General features: G+C 31.2%; 23 protein-coding genes. 15 read left to right on the forward strand and 8 right to left on the reverse strand.

Features of this window, described 5'->3' with window-relative positions; genetic code table 11:
• The first annotated feature begins 61 nt into the window (after positions 1 to 61).
• From prfB to L8X24_RS03250, 3 genes are read left to right on the forward strand one after another with little or no spacing between them, the layout of a single operon-like run.
• Positions 62 to 1,162 carry a peptide chain release factor 2 gene (gene prfB, locus L8X24_RS03240; protein WP_263663609.1) on the forward strand — a complete coding sequence of 367 codons (1,101 nt, stop codon included), beginning with the start codon at positions 62 to 64 and terminating at the stop codon, positions 1,160 to 1,162.
• 19 nt (positions 1,163 to 1,181) lie between these two features.
• Positions 1,182 to 2,018 carry a universal stress protein gene (locus L8X24_RS03245; protein ID WP_263663611.1) on the forward strand — a complete coding sequence of 279 codons (837 nt, stop codon included), beginning with the start codon at positions 1,182 to 1,184 and terminating at the stop codon, positions 2,016 to 2,018.
• The gene (locus tag L8X24_RS03250) at positions 2,018 to 2,707 is read left to right on the forward strand and encodes an ion channel (protein ID WP_263663613.1); all 690 of its coding nucleotides are present in this window, start codon (positions 2,018 to 2,020) and stop codon (positions 2,705 to 2,707) included. Before L8X24_RS03245 ends, L8X24_RS03250 begins: the two co-directional genes overlap by 1 nt.
• Before the next feature lie 12 nt (positions 2,708 to 2,719).
• Here the strand turns inward: L8X24_RS03250 and L8X24_RS03255 are convergent, their stop codons facing one another.
• Positions 2,720 to 3,322: a BspA family leucine-rich repeat surface protein gene (locus tag L8X24_RS03255; protein WP_263663614.1), complete on the reverse strand. Its 603-nt coding sequence runs from the start codon at positions 3,320 to 3,322 to the stop codon at positions 2,720 to 2,722.
• A gap of 126 nt (positions 3,323 to 3,448) precedes the next feature.
• Positions 3,449 to 4,486 carry a YeiH family protein gene (locus tag L8X24_RS03260; RefSeq protein ID WP_263663615.1) on the reverse strand — a complete coding sequence of 346 codons (1,038 nt, stop codon included), beginning with the start codon at positions 4,484 to 4,486 and terminating at the stop codon, positions 3,449 to 3,451.
• Positions 4,487 to 4,592: 106 nt separating this feature from the next.
• On the opposite strand from L8X24_RS03260, the gene L8X24_RS03265 reads away from it, so the two are divergent.
• Positions 4,593 to 5,456 carry a LysR family transcriptional regulator gene (locus L8X24_RS03265; RefSeq protein ID WP_263663617.1) on the forward strand — a complete coding sequence of 288 codons (864 nt, stop codon included), beginning with the start codon at positions 4,593 to 4,595 and terminating at the stop codon, positions 5,454 to 5,456.
• Here L8X24_RS03265 and murD read toward each other — a convergent pair.
• Complete coding sequence (gene murD / locus L8X24_RS03270; protein ID WP_263663619.1) at positions 5,448 to 6,647, reverse strand: UDP-N-acetylmuramoyl-L-alanine--D-glutamate ligase; 1,200 nt, start codon at positions 6,645 to 6,647, stop codon at positions 5,448 to 5,450. The genes L8X24_RS03265 and murD overlap by 9 nt on opposite strands.
• A complete protein-coding gene (mraY, locus tag L8X24_RS03275; RefSeq protein WP_214125069.1) occupies positions 6,647 to 7,705 on the reverse strand; it encodes a phospho-N-acetylmuramoyl-pentapeptide-transferase in 1,059 nt (352 codons plus the stop codon). Before mraY ends, murD begins: the two co-directional genes overlap by 1 nt.
• Positions 7,706 to 7,783: 78 nt before the next feature.
• Here mraY and gpmI point away from each other — a divergent pair, with 78 nt between their 5' ends.
• Together gpmI and fabG are read left to right on the forward strand one after the other, a co-directional pair.
• A complete protein-coding gene (gene gpmI, locus L8X24_RS03280; RefSeq protein WP_263663623.1) occupies positions 7,784 to 9,262 on the forward strand; it encodes a 2,3-bisphosphoglycerate-independent phosphoglycerate mutase in 1,479 nt (492 codons plus the stop codon).
• A gap of 14 nt (positions 9,263 to 9,276) precedes the next feature.
• A complete protein-coding gene (fabG, locus tag L8X24_RS03285) occupies positions 9,277 to 10,020 on the forward strand; it encodes a 3-oxoacyl-ACP reductase FabG (RefSeq protein WP_257938564.1) in 744 nt (247 codons plus the stop codon).
• An 8-nt stretch (positions 10,021 to 10,028) separates the two neighbouring features.
• Here the strand turns inward: fabG and acpS are convergent, their stop codons facing one another.
• The 3 genes from acpS to L8X24_RS03300 form a co-directional block, all read right to left on the reverse strand.
• Positions 10,029 to 10,385 carry a holo-ACP synthase gene (gene acpS, locus L8X24_RS03290; RefSeq protein WP_263663624.1) on the reverse strand — a complete coding sequence of 119 codons (357 nt, stop codon included), beginning with the start codon at positions 10,383 to 10,385 and terminating at the stop codon, positions 10,029 to 10,031.
• Complete coding sequence (gene fliL / locus L8X24_RS03295) at positions 10,385 to 10,930, reverse strand: flagellar basal body-associated protein FliL (protein ID WP_404842191.1); 546 nt, start codon at positions 10,928 to 10,930, stop codon at positions 10,385 to 10,387. Before fliL ends, acpS begins: the two co-directional genes overlap by 1 nt.
• Positions 10,931 to 10,994: 64 nt before the next feature.
• Positions 10,995 to 11,633: a transcriptional regulator gene (locus L8X24_RS03300; RefSeq protein ID WP_257403836.1), complete on the reverse strand. Its 639-nt coding sequence runs from the start codon at positions 11,631 to 11,633 to the stop codon at positions 10,995 to 10,997.
• 244 nt (positions 11,634 to 11,877) lie between these two features.
• On the opposite strand from L8X24_RS03300, the gene L8X24_RS03305 reads away from it, so the two are divergent.
• The 4 genes from L8X24_RS03305 to L8X24_RS03320 are packed head-to-tail and all read left to right on the forward strand — an operon-like array spanning position 11,878 to position 16,620.
• Positions 11,878 to 13,302 carry a catalase gene (locus L8X24_RS03305; RefSeq protein ID WP_263663625.1) on the forward strand — a complete coding sequence of 475 codons (1,425 nt, stop codon included), beginning with the start codon at positions 11,878 to 11,880 and terminating at the stop codon, positions 13,300 to 13,302.
• A 52-nt stretch (positions 13,303 to 13,354) separates the two neighbouring features.
• Complete coding sequence (locus L8X24_RS03310) at positions 13,355 to 13,825, forward strand: ankyrin repeat domain-containing protein (protein WP_263663626.1); 471 nt, start codon at positions 13,355 to 13,357, stop codon at positions 13,823 to 13,825.
• Between the two features lie 60 nt (positions 13,826 to 13,885).
• Positions 13,886 to 15,289 carry an argininosuccinate lyase gene (argH, locus tag L8X24_RS03315; RefSeq protein WP_263663627.1) on the forward strand — a complete coding sequence of 468 codons (1,404 nt, stop codon included), beginning with the start codon at positions 13,886 to 13,888 and terminating at the stop codon, positions 15,287 to 15,289.
• Positions 15,289 to 16,620, forward strand: coding sequence for an anaerobic C4-dicarboxylate transporter family protein (locus L8X24_RS03320; RefSeq protein WP_263663628.1), 1,332 nt, complete (start codon positions 15,289 to 15,291; stop codon positions 16,618 to 16,620). Before argH ends, L8X24_RS03320 begins: the two co-directional genes overlap by 1 nt.
• Position 16,621: 1 nt before the next feature.
• On the opposite strand, the gene L8X24_RS03325 is transcribed toward L8X24_RS03320, so the two are convergent.
• Positions 16,622 to 17,296, reverse strand: a complete 675-nt coding sequence (locus L8X24_RS03325) for a YheO-like PAS sensor domain-containing protein (protein ID WP_039617503.1) — start codon at positions 17,294 to 17,296, stop codon at positions 16,622 to 16,624.
• A 167-nt stretch (positions 17,297 to 17,463) separates the two neighbouring features.
• Here L8X24_RS03325 and L8X24_RS03330 point away from each other — a divergent pair, with 167 nt between their 5' ends.
• Genes L8X24_RS03330 through L8X24_RS03350 form a run of 5 tightly spaced genes read left to right on the forward strand, consistent with a single transcriptional unit; the run spans position 17,464 to position 23,167 of the window.
• Positions 17,464 to 17,826: a Rid family detoxifying hydrolase gene (locus L8X24_RS03330; RefSeq protein ID WP_012661024.1), complete on the forward strand. Its 363-nt coding sequence runs from the start codon at positions 17,464 to 17,466 to the stop codon at positions 17,824 to 17,826.
• 3 nt (positions 17,827 to 17,829) lie between these two features.
• Positions 17,830 to 19,269, forward strand: a complete 1,440-nt coding sequence (dcuC, locus tag L8X24_RS03335; RefSeq protein WP_263663630.1) for a C4-dicarboxylate transporter DcuC — start codon at positions 17,830 to 17,832, stop codon at positions 19,267 to 19,269.
• Between the two features lie 13 nt (positions 19,270 to 19,282).
• On the forward strand, positions 19,283 to 20,452 hold the full coding sequence (locus L8X24_RS03340; protein ID WP_263663632.1) for a trans-sulfuration enzyme family protein: 1,170 nt from the start codon (positions 19,283 to 19,285) through the stop codon (positions 20,450 to 20,452).
• A gap of 3 nt (positions 20,453 to 20,455) precedes the next feature.
• Positions 20,456 to 21,820, forward strand: a complete 1,365-nt coding sequence (gene purB, locus L8X24_RS03345) for an adenylosuccinate lyase (RefSeq protein WP_263663634.1) — start codon at positions 20,456 to 20,458, stop codon at positions 21,818 to 21,820.
• A 6-nt stretch (positions 21,821 to 21,826) separates the two neighbouring features.
• Positions 21,827 to 23,167, forward strand: coding sequence for an MmgE/PrpD family protein (locus tag L8X24_RS03350; RefSeq protein ID WP_263663635.1), 1,341 nt, complete (start codon positions 21,827 to 21,829; stop codon positions 23,165 to 23,167).
• Positions 23,168 to 23,188: the final 21 nt, after the last annotated feature.

The raw sequence follows: 23,188 nt of genomic DNA on the forward strand, positions 1-23,188 counted from the left end.
GTTTTATTTTTTTGCTAAAATTATAAGATTAAATTATATCAAAATTAGAAAGAAAATTTTTATGGATAATTACGAATACAGCGAACTTTTAAAAAAATTAAAAAATAAAGTTGGAAATATCGCTTCTATCATCAAGCCTGAAGAGGTAAAAGCAAGATTAAAAGAAATAGAAAATTTAGAAAATTCTCCTTCTTTTTGGAGTGATGTAAAACAAGCAGGAGTGATAGGTAAAGAAAAAACTAAAATTTCAAATTTACTTAAAAATTATGAAAATGCAAATAATGCTTTAAATGATGCAAGTGAGCTTTTTGATCTTGCTAATAGTGAAAATGACTTAGATACTATAGAAGCTTTATTTGAAGATGCAAACAAGCTAGAAGATCTTATTGTAAATCTTGAAATTTCTATGCTTTTAAGTGGGGAAAATGATGGTAAAAATGCCATAGTTTCCATTCACCCAGGAGCGGGCGGAACGGAGAGTAATGACTGGGCTAGCATGCTTTATAGGATGTATTTGAGATTTTGTGAAAGAGAAGGTTTTAAAGTGGAAACACTTGACTTTCAAGAAGGCGAAGAAGCAGGGCTTAAAGATGTTAGCTTTTTAGTAAAAGGTGAAAATGCTTATGGGTATTTAAAAGCTGAAAATGGCATTCATCGTTTAGTAAGAACTTCTCCATTTGATAGTGCAGGACGCCGTCATACGAGTTTTTCTAGTGTGATGGTTTCTCCTGAACTTGATGATGATATAGAAATAGAAATTGAAGAAAAAGATATAAGAATTGATTATTATAGAGCAAGCGGAGCAGGTGGACAACATGTTAATAAAACTGAATCAGCAGTGCGCATAACTCATATGCCAAGTGGTATAGTAGTGCAATGTCAAAACGATAGAAGCCAACACAAAAACAAAGCCACAGCCTTTAAAATGCTAAAATCACGCCTTTATGAGCTTGAGCTTATGAAACAACAAGATGAAGCAAATTCAAGCGAAAAAAGTGAGATAGGTTGGGGGCATCAAATCCGCTCTTATGTGCTTTTTCCTTATCAACAAGTCAAAGACACACGCTCAAATGAAGCTTTTTCGCAGGTTGATAATATCTTAGATGGGGATATTAAAAAAATCATAGAAGGTGTTTTAATAGCGCAAAAAGCACAAGATTAATACTACAAAAGGATATTGAATGGAAAAAATTCTAGTTTGTGTGGATGTTTTAGAGCCTTGTAGGGAAAGTTTGCATTATGGAGTGTATTTAGCTAAAAAGCTAGATTTACCTTTAATGTTTTTATATACCATAGAACCAAATTTTACTAATGCTGAATTAGCTTGTAGTTTTGGTATAGGTGCTAGCGGGTGTGTGATTGAAGATTTAGTAGAAGAGCAAAGCCAAAAAAATGAAAATCTTTGCAAAAAAGGGCAAAGAATTTTAGAAGAATTTTGCACTTATGCAAAAGAACAAGGCGTAAAAGAATGCTTTAGTGTGCAAAGAGATGGAGATTTAGAAGAAGTTTTAAAAGAATATAATGATCAAATAAGATTAGCCATAGCAGGTTTAAAAGGCGGTGGTAAGAAAAATAAAATAGGCATTCATACAGAAGAATTAGTAAGAGCTTTAAATGTGCCTATTTTGCTTGTAAATTCTGCTTTTAAAGAGATTAAAAGTGTGATGATGGCTTATGATGGGAGTAATTTAGCTAAAAAGGCTATAGAACAAGCCATTAAAAGACCTATTTTTAAAGAAGCAAAACGTTATGTAGTAAATGTATCTAAAGATGAAAAAGCTTCTTATGAGTTATTAACTCAAGTAAGTCAAATTTTTAAAGAAGCAAATTTAAATGTGCAAACTCAGCATTTAAATGGAGAGATTACTCAGGCTTTATTTGATTTTGGTGAGCAAAATGATATAGATTTATTGATTATGGGAGCTTATTCACATCACTGGTTAAAAAGTATTTTATTTGGTAGTTTGACAAATGATATTTTAACTAAGGCTAAAAAACCTTTATTGCTGATTCGCTAATGTTGCACCATAGACTTTTAAATCATTATATTAGCATTTATCATAAAAGCACCAAACAATTTCTCTTTGTTTGGACTTTGCTTGCTATGGTGCCTTTGTTTTGTAGTTTTTTATTTGATGAACTTGCTATTTATGCAACAGGTAAAATTACTTCTGAAATTTTATTTTTAATTTTAAATATTATTCCTATTATGGTGGCTGTAGCATTGATGGTTTTTTTGCTTATAAGTATTTGGGCTGCTTTTAGTGGAAAGATTAATATTAAAGAAAAATTTTTTATTATTTTATATGCATATGTTTTGATATGGTTTGCGTATGGAAATTTGTATTATTTTTCTTGTGATGTAGATAATTACAATAGAATGTTAATTGCTACTCAAAAAAATGAAAATTTAGATATTGCGGATTTGCAAGAAAAAATCATAGAAGTACAATTTCAAACACCTATAAGAGGAATTCATAATTTTTGGTCTTTAAATGATGAGTTAAAACCTCAAATTCAAAATAGAATAAAAGGTTTGGTTGATTGTTATTATTTTAGCGGAGTTACTATGCTAACGATAGGCTTTGGTGATGTAACGCCGGTTAGTTCTTTGCTAAGATTATTTAGCGTATTTCAAGGATTTTTAGGGCAGGTTATTGTTGTCATTGCTATGGGGCTTTGGATTAATCAAGTAGGTAAGCAATAGCTTACCTTATAATTAATATTTTATAGCGTATTGATTTTGTATTTCTTCATGTCCTAGTATTTTTTGGATATTGCAATTTTTATTAATATCTAATTTTTTAACATCATGATGAAAATTAGTACAATTATGCAATAAAAATGCCATTGTTTTAGCATTATGTACATCCCATCTTGACAAATCTTGATCAAATTGTTTGCAATTTTCAAACATATGTGCCATTGTAATGGCATTATGCACATCCCAATTTTCTACTTTATGGTTAAATTTAAGACAATTACAAAACATATATTTAGTATCTTTTACATTTGACATATTCCAATAAGATAAGTCTTGATCAAAAGATTCACAATCAAAAAACATTCCTTCCATGTTTTCAACATTTTTAACATTCCATTTAGAAATATCATGATTAAAGCTTTTGCAGCAATAAAACATATAAGACATATCTTTAACATTTGATACATCCCATTTTTCTATACCATCAAAGTTAGTTCTAGTGGAATAATAGAATAAATAAGACATATCCGTAATTAAGCTTACATCGATTTCATCTAAGGCAATAAGCTCTTCTCTAACAAGAGCAACTAATTCACATTTAGTTTTAGGCGTAAACATGTTAGCTCCTTTTTGGATGTTTATTACAATATAATTATAATATTATTTAAATATAAAGTAGAAAAAATAAATATTAAATTAATAAAAAAGTATAAAATACTATAATATGTTTCATTATGAAACATATTATAAATTTAATAGGAAAATTAAGCTAATTGATATAAAGATTAACCATATAAAAAGCAACAATGCCATTAAAAATGGTTTAAAACCTGCATTTTTTAAAACATTTTTATGGATATTCACTCCCAAAGCTACCATGGCCATAGAAAGTAAAAGCGTGTCTATAGTTTGTATGCTTGGTTTTATATAATTAAGCGCAAAATCTGTATTTAATATTTCAAGTGAGCTAATACCACAAGCAAGTAAAAACCACAAAGCAAAATAAGGAATATTTGCTTTAATGGAAATTTTTTCATTATTTTTGTTTAGAAATTTCAATGAAAAAAGACCTAAGAAAATCAAAAAAGGCACTAGCATTAAAACACGCATCATTTTTTCTATGACAGCACCATCTCCTGCTTGCACAGCTTCACCTGCTGCAACAGCATGTGCAACTTCATGCAAGCTTGCTCCCATGAAATACCCCATTTGCTTTAAACTAAAAAAATCAAACCAGCCTAAATTCCAAGCCAAAGGATATAAAAACATCCCCAAAGTTCCAAACACAACCACAGTGCAAACTGCCACGCCAACTTTAGCAGAGCCACCTTTAACAATGCTTTCACTAGCCATCACAGCAGCTGCTCCACAAATGCTTGAGCCACTACTTATAAGTATGCTTTCTTTAAGATCAAGTTTAAATAATTTTCCCAATAAAAGTCCCATAAAAAAGGTAGAAAATACCACTAAAAATGCTAGCAAAATCCCATTTAATCCAACTTTTTCTAAATCATTAAAAGTAATTCTAAAACCATAAAGTATAATCCCAAGTCTTAAAATTTCTTTTGTTGCTATGCCTAAAACTCCTGATTTTTTGAGTAAATTTGCATTTTGATGTGCTAAATTTCCTATTAAAGCTCCCAAAATCACAGCTACGATTAAAGCTGAAATTCCAAGATTTTTAAAAAAATTAAGCTCAGAAATAGCAAAAGCACAAAAAGCAAGAGTAAAAAGCAGTAAAAAAGCTTCAAATTTTCTATGTTTATATATATTTTTATGCATGAGTTTTCCTTTTTTTGTTTTTTTGTAATCTTAATGATTTTTTTGTGATAAGTAAAATTAATTTTATTTGATATAATGATTAAAAATATTTATCAAAAGAGTACTTATGACTTTTAAACAAATAAAATATTTTCAAGCCTTGTGTAGAAATTTAAACTTAAGAGCTTGTGCTAAAGAATTAAATATAACCCAATCTGCTTTGTCTTTAGCTATATTTGAACTTGAAAAAAGTTTAAACACCAAGCTTTTTGATAGAAATGCTAAATTTTTAAGTTTAAATGAAAAAGGAAAGGTTTTTTTAAAACAAATCGCTCCTTTAATTTTAGAATTTGAGCGCATTGAAAAAGCAATGCAAGATGATCAAAGCTATGAAATAAGTATGAGAGTTAGTCAAAATGTAGGCACTTATTTACTAGGATCTTTTTTGGACCAAAAGGCAGAAAATATCAAATTAAATTTGTCTTTGGATAATAGCCAAAATATCATCAAAGATATTTTAGATAAAGAAATCGATATAGGTTTAATTGAAGGGATTTGCAAAGATAAAGATATAAGAAAGATTAAAATTTGTGATGATGAGCTCATTGTAGTGTGTAAAAATGACTTAAAAAAAGAATTTTTCATAGATGAATTAAAGGATTTTAAATGGTTAAGTCGTGAGCAAGGTTCAGGTGCAAAAGAAGTATTTTTAAGTGCTTTACCTAAAGATGTAAAGCTTAATTTAGTTTATGAGCTAAACTCAACTGCTATGATAAAAGAGTTAGTTAAAAAAGGTGATTTTTTAGCAGTTTTACCTAAATTTAGCGTTAAAGAAGAGCTTGAAGCCAAAAGCTTATTTGAAGTGAGATTGAAAAATTTTAAAATTTCAAGAGAACTTTGTTTGATTTATCATAAAAATAAAGAGCCAAGCAAGAAATTTATAAATTTATGTGAGTTTTTAAAACTTTGCATTCAAAAAGATTTAGTTTAGCTCTTGAATGCATTTTTTAAAAAGCTCCCCTCTTTCTTCATAGGATTTAAACTGATCTAAGCTCGCACAAGCAGGGCTTAGCAGGGCTACTTCATCATTAGTTAAGTTTTGATTGATTTTTTCTACTGCTTTAGGTAAAAACTCGCAAAAATGTGCTTTTAAATTAGCATTTTTAGCGTATTCAAGCATTTTATTAGTGCTTTTTCCTATGGCATAAAGCTCTATATTAAGCTCTTTCATAAAAGCAAATAAAGCACTTAAATCCACTCCCTTATCATCCCCACCTATGATAAGATGAATTTTTTTATCCTTATAGCGTTTAAGAGCAGCTAAACTAGCATCCAGATTAGTCGCTTTAGTATCATTTACCCAAAGTCTATTTTTATGATCAAATATTTCTTCAAGTTTATTTTTTTCTATTTTAAACTCGTTTAAAAGCTTATAAGAACAACGATCTAGTATGATTTTTTCTATACTTAAGGCAATAAGTGCATCAAGTAAAAATGGGGTTTTAAAATGAATTTTTTCTAAGTCAATTTGCATTTTTTTAGCTAAATCTTGCTCATCTTCATAGCTTATAACATAAGCATGGGTTGGATAAGCTTCATATTTTTTAGGTAAAATTACCACATCATTTTCATTCATTCTTTCAAGCACACTAAGCTTTGCTCGCTCATAATTTTCAAAGCTTTTGTGCCAAGAAAGATGATCAGGTGTGATAGGTAAAAGTGCATAAATTTCAGGTTTAGCTATTTTGGTGTAAAAAAGTGAAAAAGATGAGCTTTCTAAAATCCATAATTTAGCATTAGCATCCATTTGTGCTAAAGGAGTTCCTATGTTTGCTCCCATTTGTGCATTGATGTGTTTTAAAAGATGGTGTGTCATTTGAGTGGTGGTGGTTTTGCCATTTGTTCCACTTATCCAAACGCTTTTTGGCATGCCATCATAAAAAAAATCATACTCGCTGCTTAAATTTCTTGCTTGCTGTATGAGAGAATGATCACTTGGAAAACCAGGGCTTGGAATTTCTAAGTCACTTTTTAAAGGATCAAATTCACAAGGTGGTAAAAGTGTATTGTTAAATTCATCCTTACTTATACTTGTAAAATGATCATCATAAATATCGCAATTTCCAAAACGCTGTGCAAAAGCTTTAGTTGTTTTTCCGTATCCAAAAAGTGAAATTTTCATTATCTTAACTTTATACTAATTAATGCAATAATATTTGCAAGTAAGGCTATCATCCAAAAACGCACAATGATTTTATTTTCCACCCAACCTATTTTTTCAAAATGATGATGAATAGGTGCCATTTTAAATACTCTTTTGTTAAAAATTTTAAAACTTCCTACTTGTAAAATCACTGAAATAGTTTCTAAAACAAATACAAAGCCTATAAGCAAAAGCAAAATTTCATTTTTACTTACTATACCAAGATAGCCTAAAAACGCCCCTATGCTTAAACTCCCACTATCTCCCATAAAAACTTGTGCAGGATAGCAGTTATACCACAAAAATCCCATAAGTGCACCAACTAAAGCTGAGCTTAGCACCACAAGTTCTCCTAGACCTTGAATTTTAGGTAAAAATAAATAAGAGCTATAAATAGCATTTCCGCTTAAATACAAAAAAGCACCAAGGCTTAAGAGAGAAAATATAGAAGGCACAGTTGCAAGCCCATCAAGCCCATCGGTTAAATTCACAGCATTAGAGCTTGATACAATAACTAAAATCCATAAAAACAACATAAACATACCGCCATCAAAAATAGCATGTTTATAAAAAGGTAAATAAAATTCAGTATTTATATCAAATAAATACAATAATCCAACACAGATAAAAGCAGCGCTAAATTGTCCTAGAAGTTTCATTTTTGGGCTTAGCCCTGCATGATTGTCTTTTTTTAAAATTTTCCCTAAATCATCCACTAAACCTATAGTGCAAAATAATACCAAACATAATAATCCAACAATTACAAAACTATTATTTAAATCAGCACTTAAAACACTTGCTATGATAGTAGCAAAGATAAAAACAAGCCCACCCATAGTAGGGGTGTGAGATTTAGCTTGGTGTGATTGTGGAGCGTATTCATAAATAGGTTGATTTGCTTTTTTATTTTGAGCCCATTTAATAAATTTTGGCATTAAATACAAACTCAAAAATAAAGCGATAAAAAATGCAAAACCAGCACGCACGCTAATATAAGAAAAAAACATATAATTTGTATATTCTGTAAGATAAAGCAAAATTTTAACCTTGTATTTGTTTTTTAAAAGCATAATTTTAGTAAAATCACATAAATAAATTATAAAAAAGAGTAAAAAATGAGCCAAAAATGTATTTTGATAATCACAGATGGTATAGGACATAATACAAATTCAAACTATAATGCTTTTTTTCATGCTAAAAAGCCAACTTATGATAAGCTTTTTGAAAATACCCCTAATGTTTTGATAAAAACAAGTGGCTTGGCAGTTGGCCTACCTGAAGGTCAAATGGGTAATAGCGAAGTAGGGCATATGTGTATAGGTAGTGGACGCATAATCTATCAAAATTTAGTCAAGATAAATAAAGCCATAGAATATGACACTTTAAAAGATAATAAGGCTTTAAAAGAGTTATTACAAAAATGCAAAAGAGTGCATATTATAGGGCTTTATAGTGATGGTGGGGTGCATTCTATGCATACACATTTTAATGCGCTTTTAAAAATTTGTAAGCAAGAAAATAAAGAAGTTTTTGCGCATGCAATTAGTGATGGTAGGGATTGCCCTCCAAATTCAGGTTTAGAATTTATAAAATCTTTACAAGAATTTTGCGAAAAAGAAGGGGTTAACTTTGCTTCTTTATCGGGAAGATTTTATGCTATGGATAGAGATAAGCGTTATGATAGGGTTAAGTCTTATTATGATGCTTTATTTGCTAAGGCACCAAAGTGTGATGATTTTGCACAATTTATACAAAAAAGCTATGATGAAAATATTACAGATGAGTTTTTAACCCCAGTTATTAGTCAAAACTTTGATGGAATTAAGGCTGAAGATGGTGTGATTTTTATCAATTTTAGAAATGATAGAATGCGTCAATTAGTTGCTTCTTTAACCCAAGAAAGTTTTAATGAATTTTCAAAAGAAGTGCTTATAAAAAATGCTATTACTATGAGTTTGTATGATGAGAGTTTTAAACTGCCTGTGATGTTTGAAAAAGAAGAATTAGATAATACTTTAGCTTCTGTAATAGCTAATGCAAATTTAAGCCAACTTCACACAGCTGAGACAGAAAAATACGCTCATGTAACCTTTTTCTTTAATGGGGGAAAAGAAGAATTAGAGTGTAATGAAACAAGAGTTTTAATCCCAAGTCCTAAGGTAAAAACATATGATGAAAAGCCTCAAATGAGCGCTAAAGAAGTCGCAGATGAAGTGATTAAGGGTATAGAAAATGGTATGGATTTTATCGTAGTAAATTTTGCAAATGGTGATATGGTAGGACATACGGGTGATTTTGAAGCTGCAGTTAGTGCGGTTGAATGTGTGGATGAGTGTTTGGGTAGGGTTATTGCTAAAGCAAGAGAGCATGATTATGCTTTTATTATTACTTCAGATCATGGAAATTGTGAAGCGATGAGGGATGAAAAAGAAAATATGCTCACTAATCACACAACCTTTGATGTTTTTGCTTTTGTAGAAGCTAAAGGAGTAGAAAAACTTAAAGAAGGCATGGGGCTTAGTAATATAGCATCAAGTGTGCTTAAAATTTTAAACTTACCTATCCCAAAAGAAATGGATGAGGCTTTATTTTAATTTAAAGGAGAACAATGAAATTTAGTGGAAAAAATGTTTTAATAACAGGTGCAAGTAAAGGTATAGGTGCAGCAATAGCTAAAGAATTAGCAAGTCATGGTTTAAAAGTTTGGATTAATTATAGAAGTAAGCCTGAGCTTGCTGATGCGTTAAAAGAAGAGATAGAAAAAAGTGGTGGCACTGCAGCTGTAATTAAATTTGATGCAAGCATTGAAGAAGAATTTACAAGCGCTATTGCAACTATAGTAGAAAGTGATGGTGAACTTAGTTACTTGGTTAATAATGCGGGTATTACTAATGATAAATTAGCGCTTAGAATGAGTATGGATGATTTTTCTTCAGTGATTAATGCTAATTTAAATTCAAGCTTTTTAGGTTGTAGAGAGGCATTAAAAACTATGAGTAAAAAGCGTTTTGGCGCGGTTGTAAATATTGCTTCTATAGTTGGAGAAATGGGAAATGCAGGCCAAACTAATTATAGTGCTAGTAAAGGCGGTATGATAGCGCTAACAAAATCTTTTGCTAAAGAAGGTGCAGCAAGAAATATAAGATATAACTGCATTACCCCAGGTTTTATAAAAAGTGATATGACTGAAGTTTTAAGTGATGAAATAAAACAAAATTATATTAACAATATCCCTTTAAAGCGTTTTGCAGATGCAAGTGAAGTGGCTCAAGCTGTGGCGTTTTTATTAAGTGATCATTCTTCTTATATCACAGGGGAAATTTTAAAAGTCAATGGCGGGCTTTATATGTAAGCAAGGTTTTAACCTTGCTTAGTTTCTATAGCCACTACTGCTATGGCAAAACCCCCATCATGTGCTACGCTTACACTTGCTGATTTGATTTTAAATTTTTGCATGACTTTTTGAGAAAAACTAACATGTGGAGCATTTTTATCATCTTTAGAGATGATGATATCAAAAAAAGAACATTCTTTAGAAATTCCAACCCCTAAAGCCTTAGAAGCAGCTTCTTTAATAGCCCAAAATCCGGCTAGAGTGTTGGTATTTTTTATATAACTTTGCTCTTGCTTGGATAAAAATTTATCCAAGAAAAGCATTTTGTGTCTTTCATAAATTTTTTCTATGCGAGAGCATACGACTATGTCACAGCCTATCATTAAGATACTACAAAGTCAGTAAAATAAATATTTTTGATAAAACCATCGGTTAAAACCTCATTGATTTTACCAGTTAATTCATCTTTTAATCTTTCTTTACCCTTTGTGGTGCTTACTTCTTCAAAGGTTTTTGAAGTTAAAGTTCTAATGATAATATCTCTAATAATAGCAACTTTTTTATCAAGTTCAGGAGTTAAGGTTTCAACATTTTGTTCAAGTTGAATGGTGCATTTTACATATCTTGATCCACCATCACTTAACAAATTTAGTGTAAAAGGTGCTAAAGGATACATCACCCCAATATTTGCATAGTCACTTCCTCTAGCTGCTACTGCATTTGTTTTCTTAGGAGCTTGTGCAACTTGTGCGCTTTCTTCAGCTTGTGGAGCAGGATTTTCTTCAGAACCACCACTAAACATTAAATAAGCAATCGCTCCTACAATCACAAGTAAAAATACAAATAAAAATACAACGATAATAATTACTAAAGTATTGCCACCTTTTTTCTTTGATTCGCCTTGTTCGTCCATCATATCATCAGCCATATTTTTCCTTTTATTAAATTTAAAGTGTTATTGTATCAAAAATTACAATTTTTTTAAATTATGATTATTTAATCTTTTGTAAATGTCTATAAACACTAGGCTCAGAAATACCTAAAAGTTCAGCAACCTTAGGAATAACACCTTTTACATTAAATACACCTTTTTCATATAAACTAGCTATCATTTTTTGCTTTTCTTTTGGTTTTAAGCTTTTATTTTTAAAACTTTCTATATCCATACCCGAAATATCTTCGACAATTTCTTCTAAATCAAGTTTAATATATTCTTTATTTTCTTGCTCAGGGTTTTCATAAGCATTATCATAAATATTTCCAAGATTTAAAATTTCATCAGAGATTTTTTTAAACGCTGAAGTATCATGATTAATACAAAGCAAACCCTCAAGTTTTTCATCTTTTTTAATAAAAAAAGTAGAGCCTGACATTGCTTGTGAGCTTTTAGCTGAAGTTTTATAATGTGTTATGTAATCACGCTCTAAATAGATTTTATTTTTAATCATTTCAATGGCAAAACCAGTTAGAGGTGAGTTTATAGTTCTTTTGCTAATATGGTTATTAGCAATTTCTGCTATATTAGCTCCATCTTCGCTTACATCGTGCAAGACTATTTCATAATTTCTACCCAAGGCTTCTGCAAGAAATTTAACTAATTTAATATAATAAGTTCTTGTTTCTTTATCCATAAGCTCTCCTTTTTTTATTAATTTTGTAGTAAAAATATTTAAAATAAGAATGCTTATTCTTATTTTTTAACAATTTTATTACAAAATAAAAATATTTATGCTTAAAAAAAGATTATTTTTTTAAAAATAAGAATTTTATAATCATTTTTTAAATAATGATAATTTTTATCGTTTAATTTTATTTTAATAATATAGGAATATAATTTATCAAATAATAAAAATTATTATTTAAAAAGGAGACACAATGAAAAAACTAACAAATGATTTTGGAAATATCATAGCTGATAATCAAAATTCTCTAAGTGCAGGTGCTAAAGGTCCACTTTTAATGCAAGATTATATTTTGCTTGAAAAACTTGCTCATCAAAATAGAGAAAGAATTCCAGAAAGAACAGTACATGCAAAAGGAAGTGGTGCTTATGGAGAACTTAAAATTACTAAAGATATTTCTCAATATACCAAAGCAAAAGTTTTACAGCTTGGAGAAAATACGCCTTTATTTATAAGATTTTCAACCGTTGCAGGTGAAGCAGGTGCAGCTGATGCAGAAAGAGATGTAAGGGGTTTTGCTATTAAATTTTATACTAAAGAAGGAAATTGGGATTTAGTAGGTAATAATACTCCGACATTTTTTATAAGAGATGCGTATAAATTTCCTGATTTTATCCATACTCAAAAAAGAGATCCAAGAACTCATTTAAGAAGTAATAATGCCGCATGGGATTTTTGGAGCCTTTGTCCTGAAAGCTTACATCAAGTTACTATTTTAATGAGCGATAGGGGAATTCCTGCAAGTTATCGTCATATGCATGGTTTTGGAAGTCACACTTATAGTTTAATTAATGATAAAAATGAAAGATTTTGGGTGAAATTTCATTTTAAAACCAAGCAAGGTATTAAAAATTTAACTAACGAAGAAGCGGCAAATTTAATAGCAAATGATAGAGAAAGTCATCAAAGAGATTTATATGAAGCTATAGAAAAAGGAGATTTTCCAAAATGGACTTTCCAAATTCAAGTTTTAAAAGAAGATGAAGCAGAAAAATTAGGTTTTAATCCTTTTGATTTAACTAAAGTTTGGCCACATAGCATTGTGCCTTTAATAGAAGTAGGTGAATTAGTACTTAATAAAAATGTGCAAAATTATTTCAATGAAGTAGAACAAGCTGCATTTAGTCCAAGCAATATCGTTCCTGGTATTGGTTTTAGTCCTGATAAAATGTTGCAAGCTAGAATCTTTTCTTATCCTGATGCACACAGATACCGCATAGGAACAAATTATCATTTATTGCCAGTTAATCGTGCAAAAAGTGAAGTAAATACTTATAATGTAGCAGGTGCTATGAATTTTGACACTTATAAAAATGGCGCAGCTTACTATGAGCCAAATAGTTATGATGATAGTCCAAAAGAAGATAAAAGCTATCTTGAGCCTGACTTAGCACTTGAAGGTAGTGCGCAAAGATATGCTCCACTTGATGATGATTTTTATACTCAACCAAGAGCCTTGTTTGATATAATGAACCAAGATCAAAAAGAGCAGTTATTTAAAAATATAGCAGCTTCTATGAGTGGGGTTGATGAAAAAATTATTGCTAGAGCATTAAGTCATTTTGAAAAAATTTCAAGTGAATATGCAAATGGCGTTAAAAAAGCTTTGAAAATGTAATTTTTACTTGCCACTTTAAAAGTGGCAAACTAAAGATTATAAAAGGAAAAAAATGTTTAGCAACGAAGAAGAAAAAAGAATTCAAGAACTTTGTACTATGGCTTTTGACTTTGCAAGAAAAAATGATTTGCAAAATTTAAAGATTATGATAGAAGCAGGTTTGAGTGTGAATTTAAAAAATCACAAAGGCGATAGTCTCTTAATGCTTGCAAGTTATCACAATGCTTATGAATGTGCTAAGTTTTTACTAGAAAATAATGCTAGAGTAGATGAGAAAAATGATAGAGGGCAAACTCCATTAGCAGGGGTGTGTTTTAAAGGGTATTTACCTATGTGTAAGCTTTTGGTAGAATATGGGGCAAATATTGATGAAAACAACGGTCTTGGTATGACACCTTTTACTTTTGCACTAATGTTTGGGCATAGAGATATAGTAGAGTTTTTAACAAAACATTCTAAAAAAAATTTTCTTAAAAAAATAGCTTTTGGTATGTTAAAAATTTTTAAAAGAAAGAAAAGTTAAACTCTTTGAAAAAATAAAAATTATAAAATTATCCTTTTATTTGCAAATAGAAGGATAAATATGTCACAAAAAGCAGAGAAATTATGGGGTGGACGCTTTGATTTACCTACAAATAAATTAGTTGAAGAATACACTGCTTCATTATTAGTTGAGCCAAGACTTGCTCCTTTTGATATACAAGGAAGTATAATTCATTGTACTATGCTTGCAAAACAAGGCATTATAAAAGAAGATGAAGCAAAAACTATCATCAAGGGTTTAGAGCAAGTTAGAGAAGAAATTCAAAATGGAACCTTTGTTTTTGATATAGCTGATGAGGATATTCATATGGCTGTAGAAAAAAGAATGACACAAATTGTAGGTCCAGTAGGTGGAAAGCTTCATACTGCAAGAAGTAGAAATGATCAAACTACGCTTGATTCAAAAATGCATATGAGAGCCGTTATAAAAGAAATTTTAAATCAAATTATTGCTTTGCAAGAAGAAATTATAAATCAAGCTCAAAAAAATATCAAAGCTATTATGCCAGGTTATACACATTTACAAACTGGTCAACCGGTGCTTTTTTCACATTGGATCATGGCGTATTTTTGGATGTTAAGTAGGGATTATTCTCGTTTTGAAGATTTATATAAAAGAATGGATGAGTGTCCTTTAGGAGCAGCTGCGCTTGGTGGAACCACATTTAATATAGACAGACATTTTTGTGCCAAAGAATTAGGTTTTGCAAAACCAACAGAAAATAGCATTGATAGCGTTAGTGATAGAGATCATATGGTTGAATTTACTTCTGTGGCTGCAATGTGCTTTATGCACCTTAGTCGTTTTTGTGAAGAGCTTATACTTTTTTCAAGTCAAGATTTTAAATTTATAGAATTAAGTGATGATTTTTGCACAGGCTCAAGCATAATGCCTCAAAAGAAAAATCCTGATGTAGCTGAAAAAATGCGTGGTAAGACAGGTAGAATGTATGGCAATGTTATGGCAATGCTAACTATTATGAAAGGTATTCCACTAGCTTATAATACTGACATGAGTGAAGATAAGGCTCAAGTTTATGATTCTATGGATACTTTAATGGCAAGTTTGAAAATCATAACTCCTATGATAGAAAAAATGCAAGTAAATGCTAATAATACAAGAGCAGCAGCTGCAAAAGGCTTTTCAAATGCCACAGATATGGCTGATTATTTAGTAAGAAAAAATATACCATTTAGAGAAGCTCATAGTATAGTTGGCGGGGCTGTGAATTATTGTATTAAACATGGAAAAATGCTTGAAGAGCTTAGCATGGAGGAATTTCATCAATTTAATGAAAATATCCAAGAAGATATTTATGAGGCAATTGTTTTAGAAACTTGTATAGACGCAAGAGTATCTTATGGTGGTACAGGAACTAAAGTGGTATTAGAGCAAATTAAACACGCAAAAGAGCTTTTGGAGCAATATAAGGCACAAGATTAATGGATGTTATTTTTATATTAGAATTTTTCATCATTTTTTCTATGATAGCCATAGGTGGTAGATATGGTGGTATAGGACTTGGGGTTGCAGGTGGGCTTGGTATGTGTATTTTGGTTTTGGTCTTTGGTGTGCAACCAGCTTCACTTCCTGTGAGTGTTGTGTTTATTATACTTGCTGTGATTACTTGTGTGAGTGTTTTGCAAAGTGCAGGTGGACTTGATTTGCTAGTAAAAATAGCAGAGAAAATTCTAAGGAAAAAACCTCAAGCTATTGTTTTTATGGGACCTTTGATTAGCTCTACTTTTACAATTTTTTGCGGTACTACTTATGTAGCTTTTTCTATTTATCCAGTGATTGCTGAAGTGGCAGCTGATGCTAAAATTCGCCCCGAAAGAGCGCTTTCGGTTTCAGTTGTAGCAGCAGGTATTGGCGTGGTAGCTTCACCTATGAGTGCGGCCACTGCTGCTATGGTAGCTGTTTTAGCCTTTAGTGGTACAACAATAGTGCAAATTTTAATGGTAAGTTTACCTGCTTTTTTTATAGGTGTGTTTCTTGCTTGTTTGAGTGTTTTTAAAAGAGGAAAAGAGCTTGAGCAAGATGAGGAGTTTCAAAGAAGGGTAAAAGCAGGAGAATATCATTTCTTAAGTGAAGATTTGCAAAATAAAGATAGCGAACATGATCCTATGGCTAGAAGGTCTTTGTATATTTTTGCTTTGGGGATTTTAACTATTATTTTCTTTGGAACTTTTACGAATTTATTACCCCATTATGAGCTTGCAAATGGTAAAATAGAAAGACTTTCTACTCCAAATTTAATCCAAATGATTATGCTTGCAACAGCTTGTTTGATTATGCTTTTTGCTAAAGTTCCTGCTAATAAACTTGGTGAAGCTTCGGTATTTAGATCAGGACTTATAGGAGTTGTAGGGGTTTTTGGTATAGCTTGGATGACAGGAACATTTTTTGAAGCTTATAAGCCTTTATTTAGTGATTCTTTATCGCATATTGTAGAGGATTATCCGTATTTATTTGGTGTGGCTTTATTTGCCTTTTCTATGGTGATTTTTTCTCCTTCAGCAACAGTGGCTGCTTTGATGCCTTTGGGTGTGAGTTTGGGAATTCCTCCTCAAATTCTTATTGTGCTTTATCCTTGTGTGAGTGGAGATTTTATAGTCCCAGGTGCTAATCAAATAGCATGTGTTGCTTTTGATAGAACAGGTACAACAAAAATAGGTAAATTTGTGATCAATCACTCTTACTTAAGACCAGGTTTTGTTTTGATTATTAGTGCGACTATTGCAGGTTATTTTATCTCTAAGCTTGTATTTTAGCTTAGAGATTGTTTTTAAGTTTTTGTAAATACCTATAGACGCTAGGTTCTGATATATTAAGTGATTTAGCAACTATAGGTATGCTTCCTTTGATGTTAAAAATTCCTTTTGAATGAAGCTTTTTAATAATCTCATCTTTTTGCTCGGTGCTTAAGCTATATCCTGAATTTAAATATTTTAAGTCTATGTTTTCAGCTAAAATATCTTCTATAGAATGGCTAAGTGTTTCTATATTACTCACATTGTGTAAATTTACATTGTTTTGATTATGAATATCTAATAAATCACTAAAATCATTGATTTTTTCAAGTTCTATGATTTTGCTAATAGCATTTCTAAGCTCTGTGGTATCGTGATTTATACATAAAATTCCCACGATTTTATTTTGATTTTTAATGAAAAAAGTTGATCCAGTAACGATCTTAGACTTTCCAACCTTTGCTTTATAATCACATAAAAAATCTTTGTTTAAATACTCTTTTTCTTGTACAAGCTCACTTGCAAAAGAAGTTAATGGAGAATTAATGGTTCTTCCACTAATGTGGTTATTTGCAATGGCTGCTATATATGAACCCTCAGGTGCAATCACATGAAAAACTATTTCATATTGATCCCCAAGCACCTGTCCTAAAAACTGAGTAAGTTTGATAAATAATTCTTTTTGTTGCTCATCCATGATCTAGACCTTTTTGTTGTTTTTTGTTATTTTACATAATATTTTCATCAAAGTTGTTAATAATTATAACAATAAAAAAAATTATTATTATGATAAAAAAATATTGACAATTTATTATTATGATGATAATATTATATTATTATTTCATTTAAACACAAGGAGTATACATGGCAAATTATCCAAAGGCTATAGGACCATATTCAGCTTATAGAGAAGCTAATGGTTTGTTGTTTATTTCAGGACAACTTCCTATTAATCCAGAAAGTGGAAATATAGAAAGTGAAGATGTGAAAGAACAAACAAGACAATCATTGTTAAATATTAAGGCTATATTAGAAGAAAATAATCTTTATTTTAATAATGTAGTTAAAACGACTTGCTTTTTAGCAAATATTGATGATTTTGTGGCTTTCAATGAGGTTTATTCTGAATTTTTCGCAGCTCCATATCCTGCAAGAAGTGCTTTTGCGGTAAAAGATCTTCCTAAGGGTGCTAAAGTGGAGATAGAGGTTATTGCTCATAAAGGATAGAGCATGTTGGGTTTATTTTTTGCAGGATGTTCTGTATTTTTACTTGTATTTATGCTCTATAAAAAAATCAACGCCCATATGGCGTTGCTTTTAAGTGGTTTATTCTTGCTAGCTTTAGCAGGAATTTTTGGACTTTCTCCTATTATTAGTGAAAAGCAATCTTTACATTTAGGTCTTTTTGATATTTTCCAAGTAGTAAATACCAAAATGTCAAGTACTTTAGCAGGACTTGGACTTACTTTAATGTGTATAGCAGGATTTTCTGCTTATATGGATCATGTGGGTGCAAGTTATGCTTTATTTAAAGTATTTGAAAGACCTTTAAAAGCAGTAAAATCACCTTATATTTTATTGCTAGTTTCATATTTTGTAATCCAGTTTTTAGTGCTTTTTATACCTTCACATGCAGGTTTAGCACTTTTACTTATGGTTACAATGTATCCTATTTTGGTGCGCTCAGGAGTTTCTAAGCTTTCTGCACTTTCAATTATTGCTATTTGTCAATACATTGACCATGGCCCAGGTAGTGGCAATGTGATTTTGGCTGCAAAAACAGCTGAAATTGATCCAGCGGTGTATTTTGTACATTATCAGCTTCCTACAACTGTGCCTATTATCATAGTAGTAGGTATTGCGATTTATTTTTGCTCAAAATATTTTGATAAAAAAGAAAATTTCACATTTAATCGTGATGATGTTGAAAAAGAATTAGCAGAACATGATGGCAAAAATGAAGAGCTTAAAAAGCCACCTAGAATTTATGCGATTTTACCTATTATACCTTTAGTATTGATTTTGGGCTTTAGTAGTGTATTAGATAGCATTATGGTGCTAATGGGGCTTACCACTATGGAAGAAGTTAAAGCAGCTTCATCTACTGCTATTAGAATGAATGTACCAGTTGCTATGATGATTTCAACCTTTATAGCGATTATTTTTGAAATCATTCGTTATAGAAGTTTGATTGATACTTTAAATTCTATTATGGTATTTTTTAAAGGTATGGGGCATTTGTTTGTAATCACAGTTTCTTTGATCGTTTGTGGTCAAGTTTTTGCAAGCGGACTTTTATCAGTTGGCTTTGTGGATACTTTAATAGGTTTTGCAAAAGATGCAGGTTTTGGAGTGCTTGCTATTATTATAGCAGTTTCTATTTTGCTTGCTGTATGTGCATTTTTAATGGGTTCAGGAAATGCAGCATTTTTCTCTTTTGCACCACTTATTCCAAATATAGCAAAATCTTTTGGCGTTGATACCATAGCTATGATAGCACCTATTCAAATCATGACAGGTTTTGGTAGATGTGTTTCGCCTATTGCACCTGCTATTTTGGCAATTTCAGCTATGGCTAAAGTAAATCCATTACAAGTTGTAAAAAGAACAGCTATTCCTATGCTTGTAGCTGCTATTGTTAATGTGATTATGACTTATATTTATCTATAAAAAGGAGTACAAAATGAACAACAAAACTAAATTAATCCATCTAGGAAGAGGCGATCAAAATGTCGAAGTAAGATCAGTTAATCCAACCCTAATGCGTGCATCAACTATACTTTTTAAAGATCATGCAACTTGGCAAAAATACCGCGAGCTAAGAAAAACAGATCGTGTTTTAAGTTATGGTGCTAGAGGAACGGCTACAAATTTTGAACTTGAAAAACTAATTTGTGCGCTTGAAGGAGGCCATAGAGCGCAACTTTTCCCAACAGGACTTGCAGCATTAGCTATGGTGCTTTTAAATTATGCTAGCAAAGATGCTCATTTTTTAATCACTGATGCTATTTATGGACCTGTTAGAACAATTTGTGATTTATTTTTAACTAAAATGGGCGTAGAAATTGACTTTTTAAAAGCTGATGCTTCTGATGTAGAAGAAAAAATCAAACCAAACACAAAATTAATCCTTTGTGAAAGCCCAGGTTCTATACTTTATGAAATTATAGATTTACCAAAACTATGCGAAATTGCACACAAACACAACATACCAGTAGCGATTGATAATACTTATTCAAGCGGGTATTTTTTAAATCCGCTTGAGCTTGGCGTGGATATTTCAGTGATTGCCGCAACTAAATATCTAAGTGGGCATTCAGATGTTACTATGGGTATAGTAGTGATTAATGAAAAAGAATGGAAAAATTTTGACAAATTACCAGAAGCTTTAGGATTTACTACAAGTCCCGATGATGCTTATTTGGTGCTTCGTGGTATGAGAACTTTAGATGTAAGAATGAAAGCTCATGAAAAAAGTGCAGATGAGGTAGTAGAGTTTTTACAAAGTAGAAAAGAAGTTAAAACAATCTTTTATCCAAAATTAAAAACTCATCCAAACCATGAAGTTTTTATGCGCGATCATAAAGGTACTAATGGTATGGTAACGATTGAATTTGCAGATGGTATTTCAAAAGAACAAGCCATTGAGTTTGTAGATAATTTAGAGTATTTTTCAATCGGTGCAAGCTGGGGTGGATATGAGAGTTTAGCTACTGTTACTACTCCACCAAGAACGGCAACAGATTGGAGTGCTAGAGGGCCTTTTGTGAGATTTCATATAGGTCTTGAAGATAGTAAGGATTTGATTGCTGATTTAAAACAAGCATTTGAAAAAATAAATTTTAAAGGATAAAACATGGGTGTAAGTGTATTTGATATGAGGTTGCTTCAAGATTCTTGGAGCACCCCTGCAATGAGAGCTATTTTTAGTGAAGAAAATAGAATTCAAAAATGGCTTGATGTAGAAGCTGCCCTAGCAAAAGCTCAAGCAAAACTTGGCATTATCCCTAATGAAGCAGCTATAGAAATAGCTAAAAAAGCGCATTATAAATTTATGGATATGGATTTTATTTTTGCTGAGTTTAAAAAGACTAAACACCCTTTAGTGCCTACTGTGCGCGGTTTAGAAAAAGCTTGTGAAAATGGTCTTGGTGAATATGTACATTTTGGTGTAACAACACAAGATATCATTGACACAGGCTTAGTTTTACAATTTAAAGAAGCTATGGCTTTAATCAAGCAAGATTTAAAAGATATAGCTAAAAATTTAGCAAAAATCGCAAAAGAGCATAAAAACACTGCAATGATGGGAAGAACCTTAGCTTTGCAAGCTTTACCTATAACTTTTGGACACAAAGTTGCAATTTGGCTTAGTGAGCTTAATCGCCATTATGAAAGAATTATCGAACTTGAAAAAAGATTATATGTAGGATTAATTGTAGGTGCAGTGGGAACTAAAGCAAGTTTAAGTGACAAGGCTAATGAAGTAGAAAAACTTACTTTAGAAAGCTTAGGTTTAGAAGTTCCTGATATCTCATGGCAACCAGCAAGAGATCGTTTCATTGAGCTTGGCTATGTTTTAGGTAATATCAATGCAACCTTTAACAAAATCGCACATCAACTTTTAATCTTAGCTCATAATGAAATTGATGAAATTGCTGAGCCTTTTGGAAAAGGTCAAGTAGGAAGCTCTACCATGCCTCATAAAAGAAATCCTGCGGTAAGTGAAAACGCAGTGACTGTAAGTAATGCTCTAAGAGCTAATATTGCAATTTTAAGCGATATAGAAAGACATGAGCATGAAAGAGATGGTCAAGTTTGGAAAATGGAATGGAAGCTTTTGCCAGAAGCGTTTTTAATGCTTTCAGTGGTATTGGCAAATATGAAATTTGTCTTTGATGATTTAGAAGTTAAAAAAGACAAAATGCTAAAAAATCTTGATACGCTTAATGGTTTTGTATTAGCAGAACGCGTGATGTTTGCTTTAAGCGATCATTATGGTAAGCAACATGCACATGAAATTGTTTATGAAAATGCTATGAGAGGCATAGAAAATCATAAAACTTTCAAAGAAGTTTTACTTGAAGATGAGCGTGTGAGTAAGGTTTTAAGTGAAAAAGATATTGATACTTTAATGGATGCTACAACTTATGTAGGTTATGCACCAAAATTAGTTGATGAGTTCTTAGAAAAAATTGCTAATGCACCAATTCTAAAGTAGGAAAAAATGTATTTAAGTGAAAAACTAGCCGAATTTATCGTAAATTTAGACTATGAAGCTATTCCTAGTAAAGTAAAGCAAAGGGCAAAAGAGCTTATGCTTGATGCACTAGGAACAGCCCTAGCTGCTAAAAATGAAGCTTGTGTTTTAAATGCAACTAAGGCTTTTGAAGCTTTAAGCGTAAATCCTAGTGAAAAAATTTGGAGCGGGGATAAAAAGCTTGATGTAATTTATGCTGCGATGGTAAATGCTATTGCAGCGCATGCCCTTGATTTTGATGATACTCATACTGAAGCTATTTTGCACGCTAGTGCTATTTTAACTCCGCTTTGTTTAACTTATGGATTTAGCGTAAGTAAAGATGGGAAAAAAGTTTTAAAAGCTTTTATAGTTGGTTGGGAAATTGCTGCTAGAGTGGGTATAGCAAGCAAAGGAAGTTTCCATAAACGCGGCTTTCATACTACAGCTATAGCAGGAATTTTTGGTAGTGTAGCTGCAAGTTGTGTTTTACTTGATTTAAACAAAGAACAAATCATCAATGCACTAGGTTTAGCAGGAAGTTTTGCAAGTGGGGTGAATGAGTTTTTATCTAATGGTTCTAATTCTAAAGTTTTACACATAGCTAATGCTTTGAAAAATGGAATTTTAGTAGCAAATTTTGCAAAAGCTAATATGAGTGGTCCTTTGAGTATATTTGAAGGAAGGGATAATATTTTTAGAACTTTTGGCTTAGAAGATGAGTGTGATAAAAATGAACTTTGTAAGGGCTTGAATGAAATTTGGCAAGTAATGCAAGTTTCGTTAAAACCTTATCCAAGCTGTCATTTTGCACATGGGCTTATTGATTGTGCTATGAGTTTAAGAAATGATGGCTTAAAAGCACAAGATATCAAAAGTTTGCATTGTTTTGTAGATGAGGTGCCAATTTCATTTATCTGTGATCCAATAGAAGCAAAATACACTCCACAAAGTGCTTATGCTGCTAAATTTTCCATGCCTTTTTTAATGGCTTTGGCATTTTTTGATGGCAAAATTACTTTAAAATCTTATGAAAATTTAAATAGAGCCGAACTAATAGAATTTGCTAAAAAAATTAGCTATGAAAAGAAAAAATCTAGTGGTTTCCCTAAATACTTTCCAGGACATTTAGAAGCTGTTTTAAATGATGGAAGAGTAATTAAAAAAGATGTACTGATTAATAAAGGAAATTTTGATAATCCTTTAAGTTTTGATGAATTAAAAGATAAATTTCTTTCTAATGCTAGCATAGCACTTTCTTTAGAAAAGGCTGAGGAATTAGTCAAAAAGCTTCAAAATTTAGAAAATCTAAATGATTTTGATTTCTAGCAATCTCATTTTTTGAGATTG

Origin of the sequence: Campylobacter sp. CNRCH_2015_0814 (genome assembly GCF_025772765.1) — a bacterium.
Lineage (GTDB): Bacteria > Campylobacterota > Campylobacteria > Campylobacterales > Campylobacteraceae > Campylobacter_D.

Bases quoted from the DNA above. Each gene is read 5' to 3' on its own strand.
- L8X24_RS03305 (WP_263663625.1), top strand. From the start codon at position 11,878: ATGAAAAAACTAACAAATGATTTTGGAAATATCATAGCTGATAATCAA.
- L8X24_RS03245 (WP_263663611.1), top strand. From the start codon at position 1,182: ATGGAAAAAATTCTAGTTTGTGTGGATGTTTTAGAGCCTTGTAGGGAA.
- L8X24_RS03325 (WP_039617503.1), bottom strand. From the start codon at position 17,296: ATGGATGAGCAACAAAAAGAATTATTTATCAAACTTACTCAGTTTTTA.
- gpmI (WP_263663623.1), top strand. From the start codon at position 7,784: ATGAGCCAAAAATGTATTTTGATAATCACAGATGGTATAGGACATAAT.
- L8X24_RS03260 (WP_263663615.1), bottom strand. From the start codon at position 4,486: ATGCATAAAAATATATATAAACATAGAAAATTTGAAGCTTTTTTACTG.
- acpS (WP_263663624.1), bottom strand. From the start codon at position 10,385: ATGATAGGCTGTGACATAGTCGTATGCTCTCGCATAGAAAAAATTTAT.
- L8X24_RS03265 (WP_263663617.1), top strand. From the start codon at position 4,593: ATGACTTTTAAACAAATAAAATATTTTCAAGCCTTGTGTAGAAATTTA.
- L8X24_RS03350 (WP_263663635.1), top strand. From the start codon at position 21,827: ATGTATTTAAGTGAAAAACTAGCCGAATTTATCGTAAATTTAGACTAT.
- L8X24_RS03330 (WP_012661024.1), top strand. From the start codon at position 17,464: ATGGCAAATTATCCAAAGGCTATAGGACCATATTCAGCTTATAGAGAA.
- L8X24_RS03340 (WP_263663632.1), top strand. From the start codon at position 19,283: ATGAACAACAAAACTAAATTAATCCATCTAGGAAGAGGCGATCAAAAT.
- L8X24_RS03250 (WP_263663613.1), top strand. From the start codon at position 2,018: ATGTTGCACCATAGACTTTTAAATCATTATATTAGCATTTATCATAAA.
- L8X24_RS03300 (WP_257403836.1), bottom strand. From the start codon at position 11,633: ATGGATAAAGAAACAAGAACTTATTATATTAAATTAGTTAAATTTCTT.
- fabG (WP_257938564.1), top strand. From the start codon at position 9,277: ATGAAATTTAGTGGAAAAAATGTTTTAATAACAGGTGCAAGTAAAGGT.
- fliL (WP_404842191.1), bottom strand. From the start codon at position 10,930: ATGGCTGATGATATGATGGACGAACAAGGCGAATCAAAGAAAAAAGGT.
- purB (WP_263663634.1), top strand. From the start codon at position 20,456: ATGGGTGTAAGTGTATTTGATATGAGGTTGCTTCAAGATTCTTGGAGC.
- argH (WP_263663627.1), top strand. From the start codon at position 13,886: ATGTCACAAAAAGCAGAGAAATTATGGGGTGGACGCTTTGATTTACCT.
- murD (WP_263663619.1), bottom strand. From the start codon at position 6,647: ATGAAAATTTCACTTTTTGGATACGGAAAAACAACTAAAGCTTTTGCA.
- prfB (WP_263663609.1), top strand. From the start codon at position 62: ATGGATAATTACGAATACAGCGAACTTTTAAAAAAATTAAAAAATAAA.
- L8X24_RS03310 (WP_263663626.1), top strand. From the start codon at position 13,355: ATGTTTAGCAACGAAGAAGAAAAAAGAATTCAAGAACTTTGTACTATG.
- L8X24_RS03255 (WP_263663614.1), bottom strand. From the start codon at position 3,322: ATGTTTACGCCTAAAACTAAATGTGAATTAGTTGCTCTTGTTAGAGAA.
- L8X24_RS03320 (WP_263663628.1), top strand. From the start codon at position 15,289: ATGGATGTTATTTTTATATTAGAATTTTTCATCATTTTTTCTATGATA.
- dcuC (WP_263663630.1), top strand. From the start codon at position 17,830: ATGTTGGGTTTATTTTTTGCAGGATGTTCTGTATTTTTACTTGTATTT.